This is a genomic window from Bacillota bacterium (assembly GCA_012837285.1).
Lineage (GTDB): Bacteria > Bacillota > DTU030 > DUMP01 > DUMP01 > DUNI01.
In genome coordinates, this window is record DURJ01000131.1 from 1 (window position 1) to 18,359 (window position 18,359).

The 18,359-nt window shown below is 52.5% G+C and carries 14 protein-coding genes, 1 CRISPR repeat array and 1 riboswitch; of the genes, 12 read left to right on the plus strand and 2 right to left on the minus strand.

Features of this window, described 5'->3' with window-relative positions; genetic code table 11:
- A CRISPR array of direct repeats spans nt 1–322; the repeat unit is 37 nt; unit sequence GTAGCACCCAGCTTCACCGCTGGGTGAGGATTGAAAC.
- 760 nt (nt 323–1,082) lie between these two features.
- The 5 genes from GX016_07650 to GX016_07670 all read left to right on the plus strand — a co-directional run bounded on the left by GX016_07650 (nt 1,083) and on the right by GX016_07670 (nt 8,169).
- Nucleotides 1,083–2,054: a cellulose biosynthesis cyclic di-GMP-binding regulatory protein BcsB gene (locus tag GX016_07650; protein ID HHT71432.1), complete on the plus strand. Its 972-nt coding sequence runs from the start codon at nt 1,083–1,085 to the stop codon at nt 2,052–2,054.
- 104 nt (nt 2,055–2,158) lie between these two features.
- Nucleotides 2,159–3,073, plus strand: coding sequence for an EamA family transporter (locus GX016_07655; protein ID HHT71433.1), 915 nt, complete (start codon nt 2,159–2,161; stop codon nt 3,071–3,073).
- A gap of 298 nt (nt 3,074–3,371) precedes the next feature.
- Nucleotides 3,372–3,530 carry a hypothetical protein gene (locus GX016_07660; protein HHT71434.1) on the plus strand — a complete coding sequence of 53 codons (159 nt, stop codon included), beginning with the start codon at nt 3,372–3,374 and terminating at the stop codon, nt 3,528–3,530.
- Nucleotides 3,531–3,797: 267 nt separating this feature from the next.
- On the plus strand, nt 3,798–4,499 hold the full coding sequence (locus tag GX016_07665; GenBank protein ID HHT71435.1) for a GntR family transcriptional regulator: 702 nt from the start codon (nt 3,798–3,800) through the stop codon (nt 4,497–4,499).
- Nucleotides 4,500–4,644: 145 nt separating this feature from the next.
- Nucleotides 4,645–8,169 (plus strand): glycosidase, encoded by a 3,525-nt coding sequence (locus GX016_07670; protein ID HHT71436.1) that lies wholly within the window; start codon nt 4,645–4,647, stop codon nt 8,167–8,169.
- A gap of 270 nt (nt 8,170–8,439) precedes the next feature.
- Here the strand turns inward: GX016_07670 and GX016_07675 are convergent, their stop codons facing one another.
- Nucleotides 8,440–9,015, minus strand: a complete 576-nt coding sequence (locus GX016_07675; protein ID HHT71437.1) for an ECF transporter S component — start codon at nt 9,013–9,015, stop codon at nt 8,440–8,442.
- Between the two features lie 77 nt (nt 9,016–9,092).
- Nucleotides 9,093–9,245, minus strand: a riboswitch (FMN riboswitch).
- Nucleotides 9,246–9,429: 184 nt separating this feature from the next.
- On the opposite strand from GX016_07675, the gene GX016_07680 reads away from it, so the two are divergent.
- The 4 genes from GX016_07680 to pfkA all read left to right on the plus strand — a co-directional run bounded on the left by GX016_07680 (nt 9,430) and on the right by pfkA (nt 13,518).
- Nucleotides 9,430–10,347, plus strand: a complete 918-nt coding sequence (locus tag GX016_07680; protein HHT71438.1) for a LysM peptidoglycan-binding domain-containing protein — start codon at nt 9,430–9,432, stop codon at nt 10,345–10,347.
- 159 nt (nt 10,348–10,506) lie between these two features.
- Complete coding sequence (locus GX016_07685; GenBank protein ID HHT71439.1) at nt 10,507–11,658, plus strand: amidase domain-containing protein; 1,152 nt, start codon at nt 10,507–10,509, stop codon at nt 11,656–11,658.
- 112 nt (nt 11,659–11,770) lie between these two features.
- Nucleotides 11,771–12,541 (plus strand): glucose-6-phosphate isomerase, encoded by a 771-nt coding sequence (locus GX016_07690; GenBank protein ID HHT71440.1) that lies wholly within the window; start codon nt 11,771–11,773, stop codon nt 12,539–12,541.
- A gap of 17 nt (nt 12,542–12,558) precedes the next feature.
- Nucleotides 12,559–13,518 carry a 6-phosphofructokinase gene (pfkA, locus tag GX016_07695; protein ID HHT71441.1) on the plus strand — a complete coding sequence of 320 codons (960 nt, stop codon included), beginning with the start codon at nt 12,559–12,561 and terminating at the stop codon, nt 13,516–13,518.
- Between the two features lie 87 nt (nt 13,519–13,605).
- Here pfkA and GX016_07700 read toward each other — a convergent pair whose 3' ends face one another.
- Nucleotides 13,606–14,424 carry a DUF2935 domain-containing protein gene (locus GX016_07700; protein ID HHT71442.1) on the minus strand — a complete coding sequence of 273 codons (819 nt, stop codon included), beginning with the start codon at nt 14,422–14,424 and terminating at the stop codon, nt 13,606–13,608.
- 111 nt (nt 14,425–14,535) lie between these two features.
- On the opposite strand from GX016_07700, the gene GX016_07705 reads away from it, so the two are divergent.
- The 3 genes from GX016_07705 to groL all read left to right on the plus strand — a co-directional run bounded on the left by GX016_07705 (nt 14,536) and on the right by groL (nt 18,251).
- On the plus strand, nt 14,536–16,206 hold the full coding sequence (locus tag GX016_07705; GenBank protein HHT71443.1) for a nucleoside kinase: 1,671 nt from the start codon (nt 14,536–14,538) through the stop codon (nt 16,204–16,206).
- A 111-nt stretch (nt 16,207–16,317) separates the two neighbouring features.
- Complete coding sequence (locus tag GX016_07710; GenBank protein ID HHT71444.1) at nt 16,318–16,605, plus strand: co-chaperone GroES; 288 nt, start codon at nt 16,318–16,320, stop codon at nt 16,603–16,605.
- A gap of 17 nt (nt 16,606–16,622) precedes the next feature.
- The gene (gene groL / locus GX016_07715; protein HHT71445.1) at nt 16,623–18,251 is read left to right on the plus strand and encodes a chaperonin GroEL; all 1,629 of its coding nucleotides are present in this window, start codon (nt 16,623–16,625) and stop codon (nt 18,249–18,251) included.
- The last annotated feature ends 108 nt before the right edge of the window (nt 18,252–18,359 follow it).

Sequence of the window (18,359 nt, forward strand, 5' to 3'; positions counted from 1 at the left end):
GTAGCACCCAGCTTCACCGCTGGGTGAGGATTGAAACCCTGTCGATAAGCAGCAAGACGCCACCAAAAACAGTAGCACCCAGCTTCACCGCCGGGTGAGGATTGAAACGCCGAGAACGTGCCCATCGACCTCTTCCAAAGGCGTAGCACCCAGCTTCACCGCTGGGTGAGGATTGAAACTGGCGATGGTACCGGAAATGTAGGAAAACGGTACCGTAGCACCCAGCTTCACCGCTGGGTGAGGATTGAAACCCGTCGCGTACGGGGTAGGCAGTTGGTTTTTGCGGTAGCACCCAGCTGCACCACTGAGTGGGAATTGAAACTATAGTGGTTAGGGATTTCGTATAATACAGCGGCTGGTATTACATCGGGAGGGTTTGATTTGTTCCGTACACCATACAATATTGGGTTCTTCTGAAGATCAGAAAAATTGCCCAGTAAAGAATTGGCTACGGGATGGTATAATGGATTCCAGGAGGCAGGCGAATCTCAACAGCTCCTCTTACGAGGTGAGGATTGAAATGTTATTCTAGTTGTTGCCGGAAGCAAGTGTTAAAAACCGTGCCTGCCTCCTGACTGTCTTAGGTGAACCAATTGTACCTTTGACTATAGTACTGGTACCACACGCAAATATTTACAAGGGTTCAACGAATTGATATGTCAATGCCCACTTGAGAATCCCGATATCTGGCTACGAAAATTTCGCAGCCGACGTTCACCCAAAGATCCTTACTAATGCACTGCTAAGCTTTAGATACGCCTTACTCGCTAGGGATATGCTGTCCACCGTTAGCGGTTGGTTTTTTATGCACCCACTTGTTTTTAGTAGAAACAAACGGAGAATAACACAAGCCAGTACCCCATTCAGCAAATTATCTTGTAGACGAAAAAGATGTCTAAGAAATCAACCCCCTCGTCATTATTGCACTTTGTTCTAAGGCTAGCCAAGAGCTCTTCAAACAACACAACATGCTTTTTCTGGTGCCGGTGGAATTGATGGGTTTAATCTAAGTCAGCCCTTTCTTAACCTCGATACAAACCCCATATGTCATTTCCAGCGATAGCGTAAAGATCCAGCTTCCCTTGCGTTATTCCAAAGCCTTGGATTTTGACAAATCGTCGGTTTCTGTGTATCTGAACAACATACCGATAACCGACAAACTGCTGGAGCATGAGCGGGCCGAGAACGATGAATTGATTGTAGACATACCAAAGGAGTTTTGGGGAGAAGACTTCTTAGAGCTGAAGCTAATCTTTTACCTGGAACCTTACGGGTTCGATTGTACCAACTGGCGGCACGGCGACATATGGGCCCTAATTTCCAATGATGCTGGGTTTGATATTCCTCAGGAAACGGTCAGGGATAGGTATTTTGAGTATTACCCGGGACTGTTCATCAAAGACGGTACCGTAGATGACCTGTTGGTGGTTCTACCCCAACAAGCAAACGGAAGTTACTTAACCATGGCAGCCAACATTATGGCTTTTATTGGCCATAACCTGGACGAAGTTAATAATATAAAGGTAATAAGGAGCTCGGAATTTGAGCGGACCGATAAACAACAGAACCTGATAATAATCGGAACTCCGCCAGATAACAACGCCATCAGGCTTATTAACGACCATTTACACCTTAGATTTAATAAGGCCGGGGATAAGTTTGAAATAAGTGGCGCGATTGTCATAGTGCCGGAATACAGTAATAATCTGGCTTCGATACAATTGCTGGCCTCCCCTTTTGATAACCAGCGGCACCTGATGGTGGTAGCAGGTACGGTCGGGGAGAGCTTGACTGCAGCTGAAACTTACTTAAAAGACTTCGGCTTTTACACCAGACTGAGCGGCGACGGAGTAGTTATCGACCAAGACGGGCATATCCAGACAGCGTACTTTGTGAGCCCGAAAGACACCAGGGTAGAGGATAAAGCCATCCGGTCTCGATACCTTTCGCTGAAGTGGCAAGACAATCCACAGCTCATAATGTATGTAGCCTTCTTTTTCATGTTGATAGTCACCGGGATCTATGGGGTGATAGTGGTAACCAGAGGGAAGTAATTACTCTTGCCAATTCCCACGATGATTGGGGGATAGCAGGTAAGATTCTGGATAGACTTACGGTCTGGGGTGAGCTATGCGAGCAAGGAATACGAGGTGTTGCCATGAACGGTGTATTGGCTATAGTGCTGGCCGGTGTTTTCTGGGGTTCGGTGGGTTTGTTCGCGCGCTTTTTGGGTGCGTATCAGCTCAGTCCGTTCTACATTGTGGTTTTGCGCACTTCGTTCGCCGTGTTGTGTTTAGGGCTTTATTTAGCTTTATTCAGGCGTGAGCTGTTGGTGATAAGACGAGAGGACAGGTGGCGGTTTTTGTTAGCCGGGTTTGTTAGCATTGTTCTGGCTCATCCGGCGCTGTTTCTGGCCCTGGAAGCCAACGCCATCGCCGTGGCGACAATTCTTTTGTATACGGCGCCTTTTTATGTCATTATTCTGTCCCGCTTCATTTTCAAGGAGACGATCACTGGGCGCAAATGCGCGGCTTTGCTGCTGGCTGTGGCCGGATTGGCGCTAGTTGTTAATATCTTTGATTTGGGCAGTCTGGCTGTTACACCGGCGGGACTGGGTCTCGGTCTAGTGGCCGGTTTCTTACAGGGCGTGCAGACAATAACGATGAAGAACGTTTCCGCTCGTTATCATGCTGCTACGGCCTTGTTCTACTCCTTTGGTTCCGGGCTGGTTATGTTGTGGTTGATCCTGCTGCTTGTGGGGGTTCCCATGCCAGTTAACTTGCCGGGGCAAGTATGGCTGGGCGTGGTGGGCATAGGGGTAATGACTACACTGACACCTTTTCTGCTGTTTACCTACGGATTGCAGCGGACGGAAGCAGGTACAGCCAGTATTGCCTCTATGTTGGAACCTGTTGCTGCCGGGCTGTTCGGTTATTTTGGGCTGGGGGAGCGGCTAGAGCCGATTCAGATCGTAGGCATGGGGCTGATGTTGGCCGGCATCGTTATTGCTACTCTGCCGGCGAAGGCTGTGGATGGGAGCTCGGCTCCTAAGCCGGAGGTGCCGCCGGTTTAACCGGTGGTGGAAATAAGCTCGTCAGACTGCCCGAAAGCCTGCCAATCCATGTTTGGATCACCCTGAACTCAGTGAACAGTCTTAGATCCTCCGCTTTGCTCAGGATGACAATCTTGACAATCCCTTCATAACGTGACTTTTGACACGATCTACCGTTGTGATGCTGATGCCACCTATAAGCAGGGAACGACCGGGCGATAAGAAGGGTTTATGCTAAAGGCGTTGACTTTTGGCTAAGGATTGTATACAATAATACACAAATACCAGTATACAATATCACTCCGGGGAGGTGCCCGCCATGAAGGCCTGTACTCAAGATAATATGGGTTATCTGTTTGACCAGTACTTGGTCACGGAGTTAGGGAGCGGCCAGAGGCTCTCTATGGTAGACACGTTAAGTCTGTGGATGAATCTGTTACAACGGGACTATTTACGCAGCCGACCGTTGGAAGACTAGCGGGTAAGGCTAAACCAGTTGTCTAGCAGGCTTCTCTTAAGATAGCACCTGTGCCCTAAGAAGCACAGGTGCCTTTTTCTGACTGGCCGAGGGTGATCTAGGTCCGGGAATGAAACCGGATGTGGAGACCGGGAACCGGGCTGTTATGTTCTTGCAGTATCCGTGGACATGGCATACAATGATAGCAATTAGCGGTATGGCCTGGTACAGAAGGCTGGCAGAGTTTGGACTCGGTTAAGGGTGGTACGGGATTGCAGGGAGGGATAGATGTTGCCACGACGGGGGGACGGTGGTCGGGGCCGGGGTAGAGCAGCAGTGCTCAGGAACAGTATTTTTTTTCAACTTCGGGATGACATTCTTAAAGGTCGGTTTGAACCGGGTGAGAGCCTGGTGGAACTGAAGTTGGCTGCTCACTACGGTGTGAGTCGGACGCCGGTTAGGGAAGCGTTAAGGCAATTGGAGCTGGAAGGGTTGGTAAGATATCTGCCGAACCGCGGCGTGTTGGTAGAGGGAATAACGGCTGAAGATGTGGAGGATATCTTTGTTATTCGTGAGCACTTAGAGACGTTGGTAGCCAACTGGGCGGCGCAGCGGGTTCAGCCGGAAGAGATAAGGAAAATGCAGGAAGTTTTGGATCTGCAGGAGTTTTATACTACTAAGGACGATATTGAGCAAGTGACAGTGCTTGATACGGAATTTCATCGCCTGCTGTTGGATGCCAGCCGCAGCAAGTCTTTACGCTATGCTTTGGGGAGTATGTTAGATTATGTGGAGCAGGCTCGATTTCGCTCGCTGCGGGTCCCTGGGCGGATCCACGACTCGATGCGGGAACACCGGAGTATCCTCGAGGCGGTGGCGGCTGGCCAGGCCGAACTGGCTGGGGAGCGAATGGCCGAGCACATGCGACGAGCCCGACAAAACGTGTTAAGCTTCACTTCGGAAGGAAAAGAGAACAGCAGAAGCAACTAAATGCCTGGGGTGACCAGGCCTTTTTTATACTTAGACCAGGAGAATTGGGGCAATATATGACCGCTGTCTTCTTGCAAAGCTAGAACGGGGAGGGTTTACGCTGGATATCAAGGAATTGCGTAGTAGGGAGGAGCAATTTCAGGCAATTGTGGGCCGGGAGCTGAAGAAGCTAACGCGACATAAAACCATCGACGTTGTGGTGGGGGTGCCTTTTTATAACGAGCAGGAAACCCTGGCTCAAGTGGTGACTACAGCGGCCCAGGGGTTGAGCCCGTTTATTAATGTTCGGCCCCTGGTGGTGTGCGTGGGTGATCCGGCCGGGGCCCAGGCGTTGGCATCCCTGGAAGGGCTTAAAACAGGTATGCCTTGTCACGGGTTTTTGTTGACGGACGGCGTCAACGGACGGGGCTTCAGTATCCGGGCCATACTGGAAATTGCTCGGGAGCTAGCCGCCGATGTGGTGTTGTTGGAGGCAGACCTAAGGCGGAAGGGCGATCAAGGCTTTAACCCTTCTTGGTTGGAGCGCTTGTATTTCCCCCTGTTGCAAGATTACGATTTAGTCAGTGGTTGTTTCCGTCGTCATTACTTCGAAGACCCCACTGGGAGCTTGTTTGTGGGGCCGATGCTGGAGAGCTTCTTTGGCTTAAGGTTGCGCGATCCTCTCAGCGGTGTGTACGGAATTTCCCGCCGGCTGGTAGAAGATTATTGTACCGATCTGGACTGGTGGTACGGTGGTGCCGGCGGGTATGGTGTTGATCCTTGGCTGTTGGCCCAAGCGGTAGTGTGGGATAAGAAGATTTGCGAGGTGAGTTTGGGAGCCAAAATTGGTCCTCCGGCTTTGAGCAAACGGTCTTACGTATTTAAGCAGCTCGCGCTGTCGCTGTTTGATTGTATCAAGGTAAATGAGGACTACTGGCTCAAATCCCAACTGATCTTGAAACAACCGGACATCTATGGCTTGGAAGCCCGGGATCGGGCGCCGGAGCTCAGCTGTCATCTAGGGGATCTTGTGGCCAGCTTCACACTTGGTTTTGATCAGTATAGTTCCTTGCTGGCTCGGGTACTGCCGGAAGAGAATTATGCAGCGGTGGAAAAGGTAGCTCTAACGGCTGAAACAGAGCCAGAATTCAGTTCTAAACTGTGGAGTGCGGTGGTTTACAGCTTTCTTCAGACCTATGTCTTCGCCGACGGCGTGGAAGCAGAGGATATCATGGAAGGACTGAGGATCGTCTATGACGGTCGCTTAGCTGCTTTTATTGCCGGCGTGAGTAAATTTTCTTACCTGATTAGTGAAGTAAAACACCTGGATAAAGAAGAGCTCACATACAAACAAGTTGAACGGCTGCGCGGAGATCAGGTGGCGGAGTTCTTAGACGGCAAGAGCGGATTCATTAAGACCTGGGTGGAACGAGCGGCGGAAGTTCGACCGGTGATCACTCCCTTGGACTACCTGGAATTCATTCCCGGGGTACCGCTGGCCTTACCTAAGGACCTGACCGGTATTGGTGGGTTACCAGTTAGGGCGAAAACAGTGTTTCGTCGTCTAGAGGAACGCTATAGCGACGCCTTTCACCGGTTTATTCATGCTGGCTTGGGTCTGGACGCTGCTCTAACGTCGGCTGAGCTGGGCGCAGAGCTAGAAGGGTTCATGGCTGAGTTAGAACAGATGGCGGACAGACTGGTGCCGGGGAATTTAGCCACGGCCGCAGGAACCAAACAGGCGGTGGAGCGAGTCTTCGAGCTGATCCCCCACCAGAAAATTTTAGCGGTGAAAGAAGAGATATTACGTCAACTGCTGACGGAGTTTCCGCCCTTGAACCTGCTGATCCAACTGGGCTACTCCAGCACCGGCGAACTGCTCAGCCACTTTGAGGTGCGGGATGCGCTGGCCTTGGCCGGTATCAGCGAGGAACGGGAGTATACGGACCGTCTGCTCTGGTGGCTGGGGGATAACTTGCGTCCTGACAGTTTGGAAGAAGTGAACATGAGGCCGCTGGTATTTACTCCGGAGACCTTTCCTGGAGTGGGGGAGCTAAGGGACATATCTCATTTTGACCGGCTGGCCGCCCGACTTACAGTAAGTAATCTGCCTAAGGGACTAGGCGGCTCCTTTCCAAAATTGCGTTACTTTACCCATGTGGCCAAGATTTTGGTGGAAGCGGAGCATTATTCTTTTATCTGGCAGGCGTATGCCCGGGAACGCAAAGGGTTTGGACTTAAACTGGTGAACTCAGTTATTAAGCACCGTGGGCGAGAGGTTTTCTCGGCTGCTAACATCTTTCAGAATTGGCATCAACGGGAGCTGACTCAGCGGGTGCAGTTGTTGGCGGAGCAACTGAAAACCAAAAACCAGACCAAAGAGGCACGGCTGCTGGAATTGATGGCCGAGGGCTATGGCCTCAGCCTAACTTTGGGCGACGGGACTTTTGTTCCTTGCTCGGCTTGGACCTGGGCCAGCTATAGTTTTCGCGGCGGCCAAGGAATTCCCACTCCGCTGTCAGTACGGATCGAGCGCGATTGGTTTCACCACGATTTACTAGAAGAAATATATAAGGAGATGGGCTTTCGGCCCCAGGATATCATGGTGGAAGCCATTAGGCGCATTGGCGAGGGCCGGGAGGCCACCAGTCTGCTCGATGCTGTTTTGCGCGGTCCAGCGCAGGAAGAAGTGGTTTTGGTTCAAGATGTGGATTCGTACCCGCCGGCTGGGCAGCTAATACGCCACGAACTGAATCCCTTACTGGAACCCATTGAGGAGCATTACTGGGAAAGCCGTTACGTGCTCAATGCCGCTACGGTGCGCTTAGACGGGAAGGTGTACGTGCTTTATCGAGCCTTCGGCGAGGATGAAATATCTCGGATCGGACTGGCAATTTTCCACGGGGCTCGGTTGTTAGAACGGTTGCCGGAGCCGGTGTTCGGCCCGGTGATCCCAGAGGAAAGCCGCGGTTGTGAAGACCCGCGGGTGGTTGTGATTGATGATCGACTGTACATGGTTTATACGGCCTACAATGGAGTTATTGCCCAGGTGGCAGCGGCGGCCATCGGTATCGATGACTTTTTGGCCCGTCGATTCCAGCGCTTTGAGCACTTGGGCTTGGCTTTCCCCGGCCTCTGGGACAAAGATGCGATCTTGTTTCCGGAACAGGTGGGTGGGCGTTGGGTAATGTATCACCGGGTAGAGCCCAGCATCTGGGTGTCTTATGCCAGTGAGCTGCAACTGCCGTGGCCCAAACAAAATCATAAGATTATCATCGGGCCGCGTTCAGGGCTGATGTGGGATTCGCTTAAGATAGGGTCCGGCTCACAGCCAATTAAGACCAAGTACGGTTGGCTCCTTATTTACCATGGGGTTAGCAACACCATGGTGTACCGGTTAGGAGTTATTCTGGTGGATATGGAGGATCCGGGGCGTCTGCTGTATCGTTCGCCCAATCCCATCTTGTCTCCGGAGACGGAACTTGAGGTGGGTGCTCCGGGACGCTCGTGGGTACCCAATGTGGTCTTTACTTGCGGGGCCGTACCGGGGGCAGATAAAGAAGTGCTGGACGATAATGACCAGGTGCTTTGCTACTACGGTGCCTCCGATACTTATCTTTGCCTGGCTTCGGCCACAGTAGCCGAGCTAATCCCGGAGGCAGTGCGCCGGCGCATTGGCCGGAGACGATAAGGCAGTGCACCTTTAGGCATAGGCAATTTGATCGCTTTGGTACCGTTTATCGGGTGGATCCTGGGCGCCGTTTGGGGGTATAGTTAATCTGGTGGAGATGCTGGCTGTGCTGCTGGATCCACAGGGACGTCGTATCGGTGATCGGTGGGTGGTGGTGGCTTTGGCTCAATCGGCTGGGCCCGAGGGTGACATAATAGACGTGTGAGCGCAGACCCAAAAAGACAAGCCTGGCGGGGTAGTTCCGCCAGGCTTGTTGGCACTCTAGTTAGGTTATGGCCGGACTTTGTCGGTAGAGGGTATCAAGGCGTCTGCTCCGAGCCATGCACTTACCCGCTTGTAAAGCAGAAAAGTGGACACGGAAGTGAACAAGCCCTTCATGAGATTAAAGGGAATAATGCCGGCTTTTACCATGGGCATTACTTGCTCCACCGGTACGTTCCACAAGGGCAAAAACACATAAATGTCGGCAATGGTAATAACAGCCGTCATAACAACAGAGCCGACAATAAGAGATGCGGTGGCACCTTTCAGGGTACGATAACGACGATAAATAAGGGCGGCCGGAATGACCAGGCTGATGCCGGTGACAAAATTGGCTGACGTGCCGATAATGCCGGCTTCGGAGCGCCCAGACAAGAGAAAGACAGTGCATTTGATGAGTTCGGTCAGGATACCGGCCATGGGGCCATAAGCGAACCCGGCAATAAGGGCCGGCACGTCGCCGAAGTCGTACTTGAGAAACGGGGGCATAAAGGGGAGAGGAAACTCCAGATACATGAGCAGGAATCCCAGGGCTCCTAAAAAGGCTATCTTTACTAGGTACCTGGTGTTGCGAACCTGGGACATTAAACCACAACCTCCTTACAAGTAAAAGTCCCCGGAAGAAGTGCCTTCCGGGGAACCATGACCAAGCTGGGGGAAACCAATACCTTCTCCCATCCGGACTATACCGTCGGCTCTGGATTATACCAGATCAACCACTGTCGTGGCTCGCGGGCTCATCTCGGCTTAGACCGAGTTTCACCGCCGGTCAGGAATTAGAGGCTCTGCCTCTGCACCTTGCCCTGAAGGACTTCTTCCTTATTCAATTCTCTTTTAAGATAGCACAACTCATGGAGAAAAACAAGATGCCCCTGGCGGACTTTTTCGACTAAACCGGCAGGGATTCAAAGCCTGATCACGAATAAAGTCTTAAGCTCAGGAATTTCAGGCAATTTCGGCCAGCAGAGGATAGATTGCCGGGGAGGGAGCGGAGCGGCCATGAAAGTCCATGTAGCCCAGGTGGTGAGGAGCCAAATTGCTGTTTGGTCCCGGCAGGAAGGCAAAGAAATCGGAGGGATCTTGCTGGGACGGGTGCAGCGCCGCGGTGACTCGGTGCGGCGGGTACGGGTGGAAGCGGCTGTTTTGGCCGCAGGGGCGGAGTCTGTGGGCAGCAGTATCCGCCTGACACCGGAACTGGTAGCTGCCCTGACCCGCCAGGCCAAGGCGGAGTATCCTACATTTGAAGTGGTAGGCTGGTTTCATACCCACCACGGCTTAGGGGCGTTTTTGTCCGGCTATGATACCACTGTGCATAAAGAGCACTTCCCTTCACCGTGGCAGATAGCTTTGGTGTTCGACCCTGTGGTGGGGAACGAGGCTATCTATATTAATCACGGAGATGAACTTGTTCCTTATACGAAGGAAAGCGAGGACTATTATGATCTGATACCTTTGTCCGGTAGTCGCTATCGTTTGGTTGACCCTAAGCGGTTTCTAGCAACGGTAGCATTGCTGGTGGTTGTGGTGGCGGCTGCCACCGGTTTGTGGCGTTGGTTTAGGGAACCGTCGGCGCCGGTTACCCCTGGAGGACCACCGGCGCAGCAGACCGAAGCCCAGCCACAAGATCCGGCTACGTCCCAACCGTCGGGAGACGGAGTGCCGGCTCCGGGGTCCGAAACCGGGGAGCAGTTGGGGCCGGGAGATACTGTATACACTGTGCAACCAAATGATACCCTCTGGGGGATTAGCCAGCGATACTATGGTCGAGGATCGTATTTTGGGTTGATTTTAGAGCATAATCAAATCTCCAATCCAAGAGAATTGGTACCGGGACAGGAATTGTTACTGCCGCCGCTGCCGGACCCACCGACGGCAGAAAGGTCGGAGTCGGCGGCAAGCACCCATGGCGGTAACTGAGAGCATTAGCCGAAGTCTAGTTAGAGGGCAGCTGTAAGTGCAGAGCCCTCTTTTTGTTTCGAAGAAATAATGAAGACATCTTCAGGCATGTAAAGACCTCCCAACTGAATATCGATTAAGAGACGATCAGTCGTAACCGGCAAGGGAGGGAAGGCCAGGGTGGGAAGGAGACTAACTGTCAGGACCGTGTGGATAGCTATAGGGGCGCAGCTTTGCTGTCTGGCTTTGGTGGGTGGCCTGTTGTGGCAGAACAACTCACTGCTGGCGGCAAGTACGGAGTCACCGGCGGTAACGGCTTGGGTAAAGGACTTGTTTAGCTTGCGCACAGAACTTTTGTCCAGGGGAGAATTAGGGCTGCTGGAGTCTTTTTATGATCTGAAAACCAGCGGGGGCAGGTGGGCGCTGGAAAAGGAACAAGCTCGAATACAGTATGTACGCCAATGGCTGCAGGCCAGGAAGATAGAACTGGTGCAGACCGAAGTGCAGTTTACCCGGGTGGAAGAAGACAAAGGTAAAGAGCGAACTAATATTTCTGTTTGTGTTCATACGTTATTGACTTATCGTCACCGCGACTATGCTGATCAACCGGAGACCACCATGGGTTGGCGTACGGTACACTGGTTGGAACTAAACAAGAGGGGCGGCCGCTGGGTGCTGGCAGCGGAATGGTTTTTGGATCCGCTGGAAAATGCCAGCCGATGGCCGACAGTGGCAGAAACCAGGCGGACCCTAAAGAGCGGGACCCAGCAACAAATCGGAGCCCAAAACTGGCGCCAGGCAGCAGTTCGTTATGCCGATCGTTATTCCGGGGTAAAGCTGGGCCCCGGCAGCGGCCACTATAACCAGGCCTATCGCGATTTCTCCGGCCTGGGCGGGGACTGTGCCAACTTTGTTTCCCAAGCTCTTACCGACAAGGACGGGGGTAATTTGCCCCAGGACTGGGGATGGTATTATGATAACGGGGAAGGTACGGTGGCGTGGCTTAAGGCCGCATCCTTAGTGCAGCATCTCACGGGCAGTGGCCGAGCCTCATGTGTTGCCCGGGGAGACTTGGCCCAAGTATGCGCTTTTACGCCGGACCATCCGGTCGGGGCCATTCGGGAACTTCTTCCCGGGGACATTATCGCTTACGAAGAGAAGGGAGAAATTGTCCATGTTTCACTAGTGGTGGGCTTTGATCCCGCCGGCTACTTACTGGTGAACAGCCATTCGGCTGATCGGCATCGGGTTCCTTGGGACTTGGGGTACAGTGCTGACACGGTATATTGGCTGTTGCAGGTGTCGGCCGACAACAATGAAAGTAAGTTTTAGTCATAAGTGGGAGGATTAACCTTTGCTTCAGCGAATATAATATTAGGTGTGCCTAAGGGCCGTTTGGGCACCCCTAGTAAGGGATTGGATTAGGCGGAGGGGGGTGTTAGGTATGCAGATCGATTTATCGGTAAATACAGCACTACCGTTGGCTTTAGAAGGAATTGAGCTGCGCTTTGGAGCAGACGTGGAGCCGGTGGCCCCGACGGTACGTTTAGCCGGGGAGATGCGCGAACTGTTTTATGCACCGGCCGTGGTGGACTCTAAGCAGCAGCTTTATTTTATGTATCACGGCATTTGTCTAAACAAAGACCAAGAGTTGATTGAGCGTCATGGCTTGCGGTATGACATTACTATTATGCCACCGGCTCTCATTGGGCCGGAGTACGTAAAGACCGCCGGGCATTACAATCCGGCGGCAGCGGGGACAGAAGAGACCTACCCGGAAGTGTATGAGGTGGTTCAAGGGCAGGCCCACTTTTTGCTGCAGTATCTTGATCCGGAGCTTAACTCAGTGGAAGAAGTAGTCCTGTTTGAAGCCGGTGCCGGGGATAAGGTCATTATCCCGCCGAACCGGGGCTTGGTGATAATTAACCCGGCTAACGAAACACTGGTGACCGCCAATTGGGTGGCAGACGGCTTTTCTTCCTCGTCGGAGCTTTTTGTTAAGTTGAGCGGGGCGGTGTATTACGAGGTGCGGGTGCAGGGGGTATCCACCTTTATTGCCAACCCCCACTATGATTATGTTCCTCAGCTACAGCGCCGACTGGCGCGCCAGTATAGGGATTTAGGTTTGGTAAAAGGGGTTACACTATACGAAGCGTTCATCGATAGTCCTGAACTTTTCCGCTATCTTACCGATCCGAGCTTGTGCCCGTCTTAAGACCGAGGTGATGATTATTGCAAAAAGCAGCGGTTTTAACCAGCGGGGGCGACGCGCCCGGCATGAATGCCGCTATCCGGGCGGTGGTTCATCAGGCGACAGTACACGAACTAATGGTGGTAGGTATCAGGCACGGGTTTGAGGGGTTGTTAGAGCGGGACTTCGTGGAGCTGAATTTGAGCTCGGTGGACGGTATTATCCAGCATGGCGGTACGATCTTACGGAGTGCCCGCTGTGACCGCTTTTTTACACCGGCCGGACAGGATCAAGGAGCAGCCAACCTAAAAGAGGCCGGAATACAAGGCCTTATTGTTATCGGTGGAGAAGGTACCTATCGCGGCGGGGCGGCCCTGGTAAGCCGAGGTGTTTCGGTGGTGGGGATACCCGGTACTATCGATAACGATATCGCGTGTACGGACTCTAGCATCGGTTTCGACACGGCGGTAAACACAGTGGTTGAGGCCATGAACAAGATTCGCGATACTGCCACCGCTCACGAACGAACCTTTGTGGTGGAAGTGATGGGACGAGCCTCGGGACACATTGCCTTGATGGCCGGCTTGGCAGGAGGGGCGGAGTCTATTTTGGTTCCGGAGATCGAGTTTGATCTAGACGATGTCTGTCGGCACCTCAAATGGAGTGCAGAGCGAGGCAAGGTGCACAGTATTATCTTGCTAGCTGAAGGGGTAGCTTCGGCGTATGCCCTGGGCGAAGAGGTGAAAAAGCGAACCGGCTTTGACACCAGAGTTATTGTGCTGGGTCATCTGCAGCGGGGAGGTGCACCGACGGCTTTCGACCGCATCTTGGCCAGTCGGATGGGGGCCCGGGCGGTGGAAGTGTTGCTCGCGGGTGGACAGGGGACCGCCATGTCTCTGGTTGCCGGGCAGATAAGGGCGGTACCTTTTTCGCAGGTGTTTGCCGCTACCAAAGAGTTGGATCGCTCACTTTATGATTTGGCGGCGATTTTGGCTCTCTAAATAGCGGCTCTGAAATAGAGGGGGGCGGTTGGCCTGAGAACCGGCTGGGACCAACAGCCCCCCTTGGCTTGCCGGCGTTTTCCAATTCTAGAAGATGAGAAATCGGGAAGCACGGAGGTCTTCGGTGAAGCGACGGGCTTCTTTCATCATGTGGCGGAGGAGAAAGCGAGAGTTAGGGTCGGTATAACGCCCCAGCAGTTCTTCCAGGAACCGCAAATATTCCAGGACCAAGTTTCGGGCCATCAGGGCCAGTCGGCGCACCTCGGCGGTAATTGCTTCTGGAACCTGCCCTGGAAGAGACAATGCTTCCAGTAATCGGCGGGCCGATAGTTCCAGCGCCCGCCATTCGCGCTCAAACCGAAGTAAGTTTTCTCGGTCGGCAGCAGTAAGCCCTGGCAAGGTGGCCCGGAGAAGCTGGCTGTGCTCGCGCTGGTCCTTGGTCCAAAACACCAGCTTTCTGAGGAAAGATTCCACTGTCTCCGGCGGCAGAGGCTGGCTTTGCGGAGGTAGCGCCAATTCCAATCGAAGCAGAATTGCGCCCAAATGTCTTGATTCCATCCGCATATGGTTTAACAGGAGAGTGCTGTCTGTTTCCGGATACACCGGCATCAGCTCACCGAGAAAGGTCAGGAACTCTTCGTTCAGCCGTTGGGCTTCCCGAACGAGGGTTGCTGCTTGAGCCAGAAGTTCGGTCTGCTGCTGGGGAGATTGTCTCAGGCGCAACTCGATGTTTTCAACCTGGCTTACCAAATCAGCAAACCGGCGTTGAAAAGAGGACAGCTCGTTTGCATAGATTGGCCGCAGGCGGGGAAGTACTGTTAGCAGGATCCGGGCGTGTTCACTTTGGATATCTGCCCAAAACCTAACTTGGGCCAGGAGAGATCCTATTTCCTCCGAAGTGGGCACTGGTTTCCCTCCCTTCGGTTATCTACTCAGGCCATTTTATGCGTATTATCACCGGGGTGTGCCGTCGGCAGATCTAAGATATAATAAAAGGGCGGTGTGACTACTCTTGATATGGGGGAGGAGAACAAAGTGTCACCGAGAAATAGGATCAGAGTTTTGGTTGGTGACCAAGTAGAGTGGGTTCCGGCTGGGACCACCCTGATGGATTTAAGCCGACGCTGGCAGCCGGAACATGCGTCAACAATTGCTGCTGCTATGGTAAACGGCGAGCTCAGAGAGCTTACCTGGGCCCTGACGACGGATGCCCAGATTAGATTCCTGGATTTATCCACCGACGACGGACAACGCATTTATATCCGCAGCCTTTCTTTCTTACTTGTCCGGGCGGCCAAAGATATTCTTCCCGACAGCCAGATCAGTATTGAGCATTCGCTGGGAAACGGCCTTTATGTAGAGCTCCGGGGCTCCCATCTGCTGACGGAAGAAGACGTACCGGTATTAGAAGAGCGGATGCGGCAGCTGGCCCAGGCTGATTTGCCGTTCAAGAAGGGTCAACTGCCTTTGAACAGAGCCCAGGAGATTTTTCGCCGTCAGGGTCAACTGGATAAGGCTGAATTGCTCAACTACCGTAAGAAAGGTTACCTTAATCTGTACGAACTGGATGGACTGTACGACTATTTTTTCGGCTATATGGTACCTAGCACAGGCTTTTTGGATAAGTTCGCCCTGCATTTTTATTTGCCGGGCATGATTCTCCTTTTTCCCAACCGTTATCAACCGGAAGTGCTGCCGCCATATCAGGATCAGCCCAAACTGGCCGGAATTTTCCGCGAAGCTGAGCGCTGGGGCGATATTCTTCAGGTTGGGGATGTGGCGTCACTGAACGGTCTTGTGACCTCGGGGCAAGGCCCGGAATTGGTGCAGATTGCCGAAGCTTTGCACGAAAAAAAGATTGCCGAAATTGCTGATGAAATTACGGCCAGACATGATGATGTACGGGTGGTGTTTATCGCTGGCCCTTCTTCTTCTGGCAAGACAACCTTCTGCCAGCGCTTGTACATTCAGCTGCGGGTTAACGGATTATCTCCAGTAACAATCTCTTTGGACGACTACTTTGTCGATCGAGAAGAGACGCCGCTGGATGAAAGCGGTCAGTATGATTTTGAAGCCTTAGAAGCCTTGGATCTAAAATTATTTAACCAGCAATTGGTTAAGTTAATTCAAGGAATAGAAGTAGAGGTGCCGGTGTTTGATTTTAAGCAAGGTTGTCGCACCTGGGTTGGACGTCGGCTGAAGGTGGAGCCTGGCCAGCCTATCCTGATCGAAGGTATCCATGGATTGAATCCCAAACTTACACCGGCTATTCCGAAAGAAAAGCAGTTTCGTATTTACATCAGCGCCTTGACCCAGCTTAACATAGACCGCCATAATCGCATTCCCACCACTGACACCAGGTTGCTACGGCGTATTGTTCGCGATAGCAAGTATCGTTCTGCCAGCCCGGAAGATACTATTTTACGCTGGGCGTCTGTTCGGCGGGGCGAGGAACGCAACATCTTCCCTTATCAGGAAGAAGCTGATGTAATGTTCAACTCGGCGTTGGTGTATGAGTTAGGTGCCATCAAACGCCAGGCCGAGGCAGTATTAGCTCAAATACCTCTTCACAGCCCGGCTTACCCTAGGGCGAAGATGTTGACCAAGTTTCTGGCTTATTTTTGTCCTCTGGATGACCTGAAGCACATTCCGCGCAACTCTATTTTACGGGAGTTTATCGGTTGTTGACTTTTTCCGCCCTGGAACTCTTGACTAATAGAAGGAAATTGTGTAATATAAATCTTGGTTGTTAGCACTCACCTTAGATGAGTGCTAAAAGGACGAAAGGAGGTCTAGTCTATGTTAAAACCACTCGGTGATAGGGTTGTGGTGAAGACCATCACCGCCGAAGAAAGGACCAAGGGAGGTATCGTCCTACCTGATACGGCTAAAGAAAAGCCGCAGGAGGGCGAGATTATTGCCGTTGGGCCGGGACGGGTTCTAGACAACGGAGAGCGGCTGGCTCCTGAGGTTAAAGTCGGGGATCGGGTGATTTACGCCAAATATGGCGGCACCGAGGTCAAGTTTGACGACGAGGAATATCTTATCCTTAGAGAAAGTGATGTCCTCGCAATTGTGGAAAAATAACCGGAGGAGGGATTTAGTTGGCCGGTAAACAGCTTGTTTACAAAGAAGAAGCACGTCACGCTTTGGAGCGCGGCGTTAGCGCCGTGGCCGATGCGGTCAAGGTTACCCTCGGACCGAAAGGGCGCAGTGTCGTACTTAGTAGGAAATTCGGATCTCCGACAGTGACTAAAGACGGTGTCACCGTCGCCAAGGAGATCGAGCTCAAAGACCCGTTTGAAAACATGGGTGCTCAGCTTTGCCGCGAGGTTGCATCTAAGACCAACGACGTGGCCGGAGACGGTACTACAACCGCTACCGTTTTGGCCCAGTCTATTATGCGCGAAGGGATCAAAAACGTAGCTGCCGGTGCCAACCCCATTTTTATCAAGCGCGGCATTGACAAGGCCGTTGAGGCCCTGACTGAGGAAATCAGGAAGAAAGCTATTGCAGTCGAATCAAAGGACAGCATAGCTCACGTGGCGTCAATTGCTGCCAATGACCATTTAGTCGGTGACCTTATCGCCGATGCCATGGACAAGGTAGGCAAAGACGGCGTCATAACGGTGGAAGAATCCAAGAGCCTAACCACCACCGTTGAAATTGTGGAAGGTATGGAGTTCGACCGCGGCTATGTTTCTCCTTACTTTGTCACCAATGCCGAGACGATGGAAGCGGATTTGGAGGAGCCCTATATTCTTCTGTTCGAGAAGAAGATTACAGCCATCAACGATTTGCTGCCGCTATTGGAGAAGGTAGTTCGCACCGGTAAGCCGTTACTGATTATCGCTGAAGATGTGGAGGGCGAAGCCCTGGCTACTCTAGTGGTGAACAGATTACGCGGAACATTGCAGTGCGTAGCCGTAAAGGCACCGGGCTTTGGCGATCGCCGCAAGGCCATGATGGAAGACATCGCTATTTTGACCGGCGGTAAGTTTATCTCCGAGGATCTGGGGATTAAGCTGGAGAATGTCGAGTTGGAAGACATGGGCCAGGCGAAGAAGGTTAAGATTGGCAAGGAGAAAACTACCATTGTGGAAGGTCTGGGCCAAAAAGAGAACATCCAGGCTCGCGTAAGCCAGATTAAGAAGCAAATTGAGGAGACGGAATCGGATTACGACCGCGAAAAGCTGCAAGAGCGTCTGGCCAAGTTGGCTGGCGGGGTAGCAGTAGTTAAAGTCGGTGCCGCCACGGAAACCGAGCTGAAAGAGCGGAAGATGCGTGTGGAGGACGCCCTTAACGCTACCCGGGCAGCAGTGGAAGAAGGGATTGTCGCCGGTGGCGGCACGGCCTTGCTCAACGCTGTTCATGTTCTAGGGAATCTGAACATGTCAGGCGATGAAGCTGTTGGCCTGAACATTGTGCGTCGTGCCGTGGAAGAGCCGGTGCGCCAGATTGCCACTAATGCCGGACTGGAAGGTTCTATTGTAGTCAACAAAGTGAAGGAACTGGATCCCGGCGTAGGTTTTGACGCGGTAACGGAAGAGTATGTAGATATGGTTAAAGCCGGTATTGTGGATCCGGTGAAGGTTACTCGCTCTGCCCTGGAGAATGCGGCCAGTATCGCCTCTTTACTTTTGACCACTGAGTGCTTGGTGGCCGAGCTCCCAGAAGAAGAGAAACCAATGCCCGCTATGCCGCCCGGAGGCATGGGAGGCATGGATTACTAACAAACCCAAAAAAAGGCTGCCAAGCGGCAGCCTTTTTTCCTAATTTCCCTACAGCCGATAGTCTCTTACAGCCAGTAGGGAAACGCAGAAGCGAAGCGTGGTCATGAG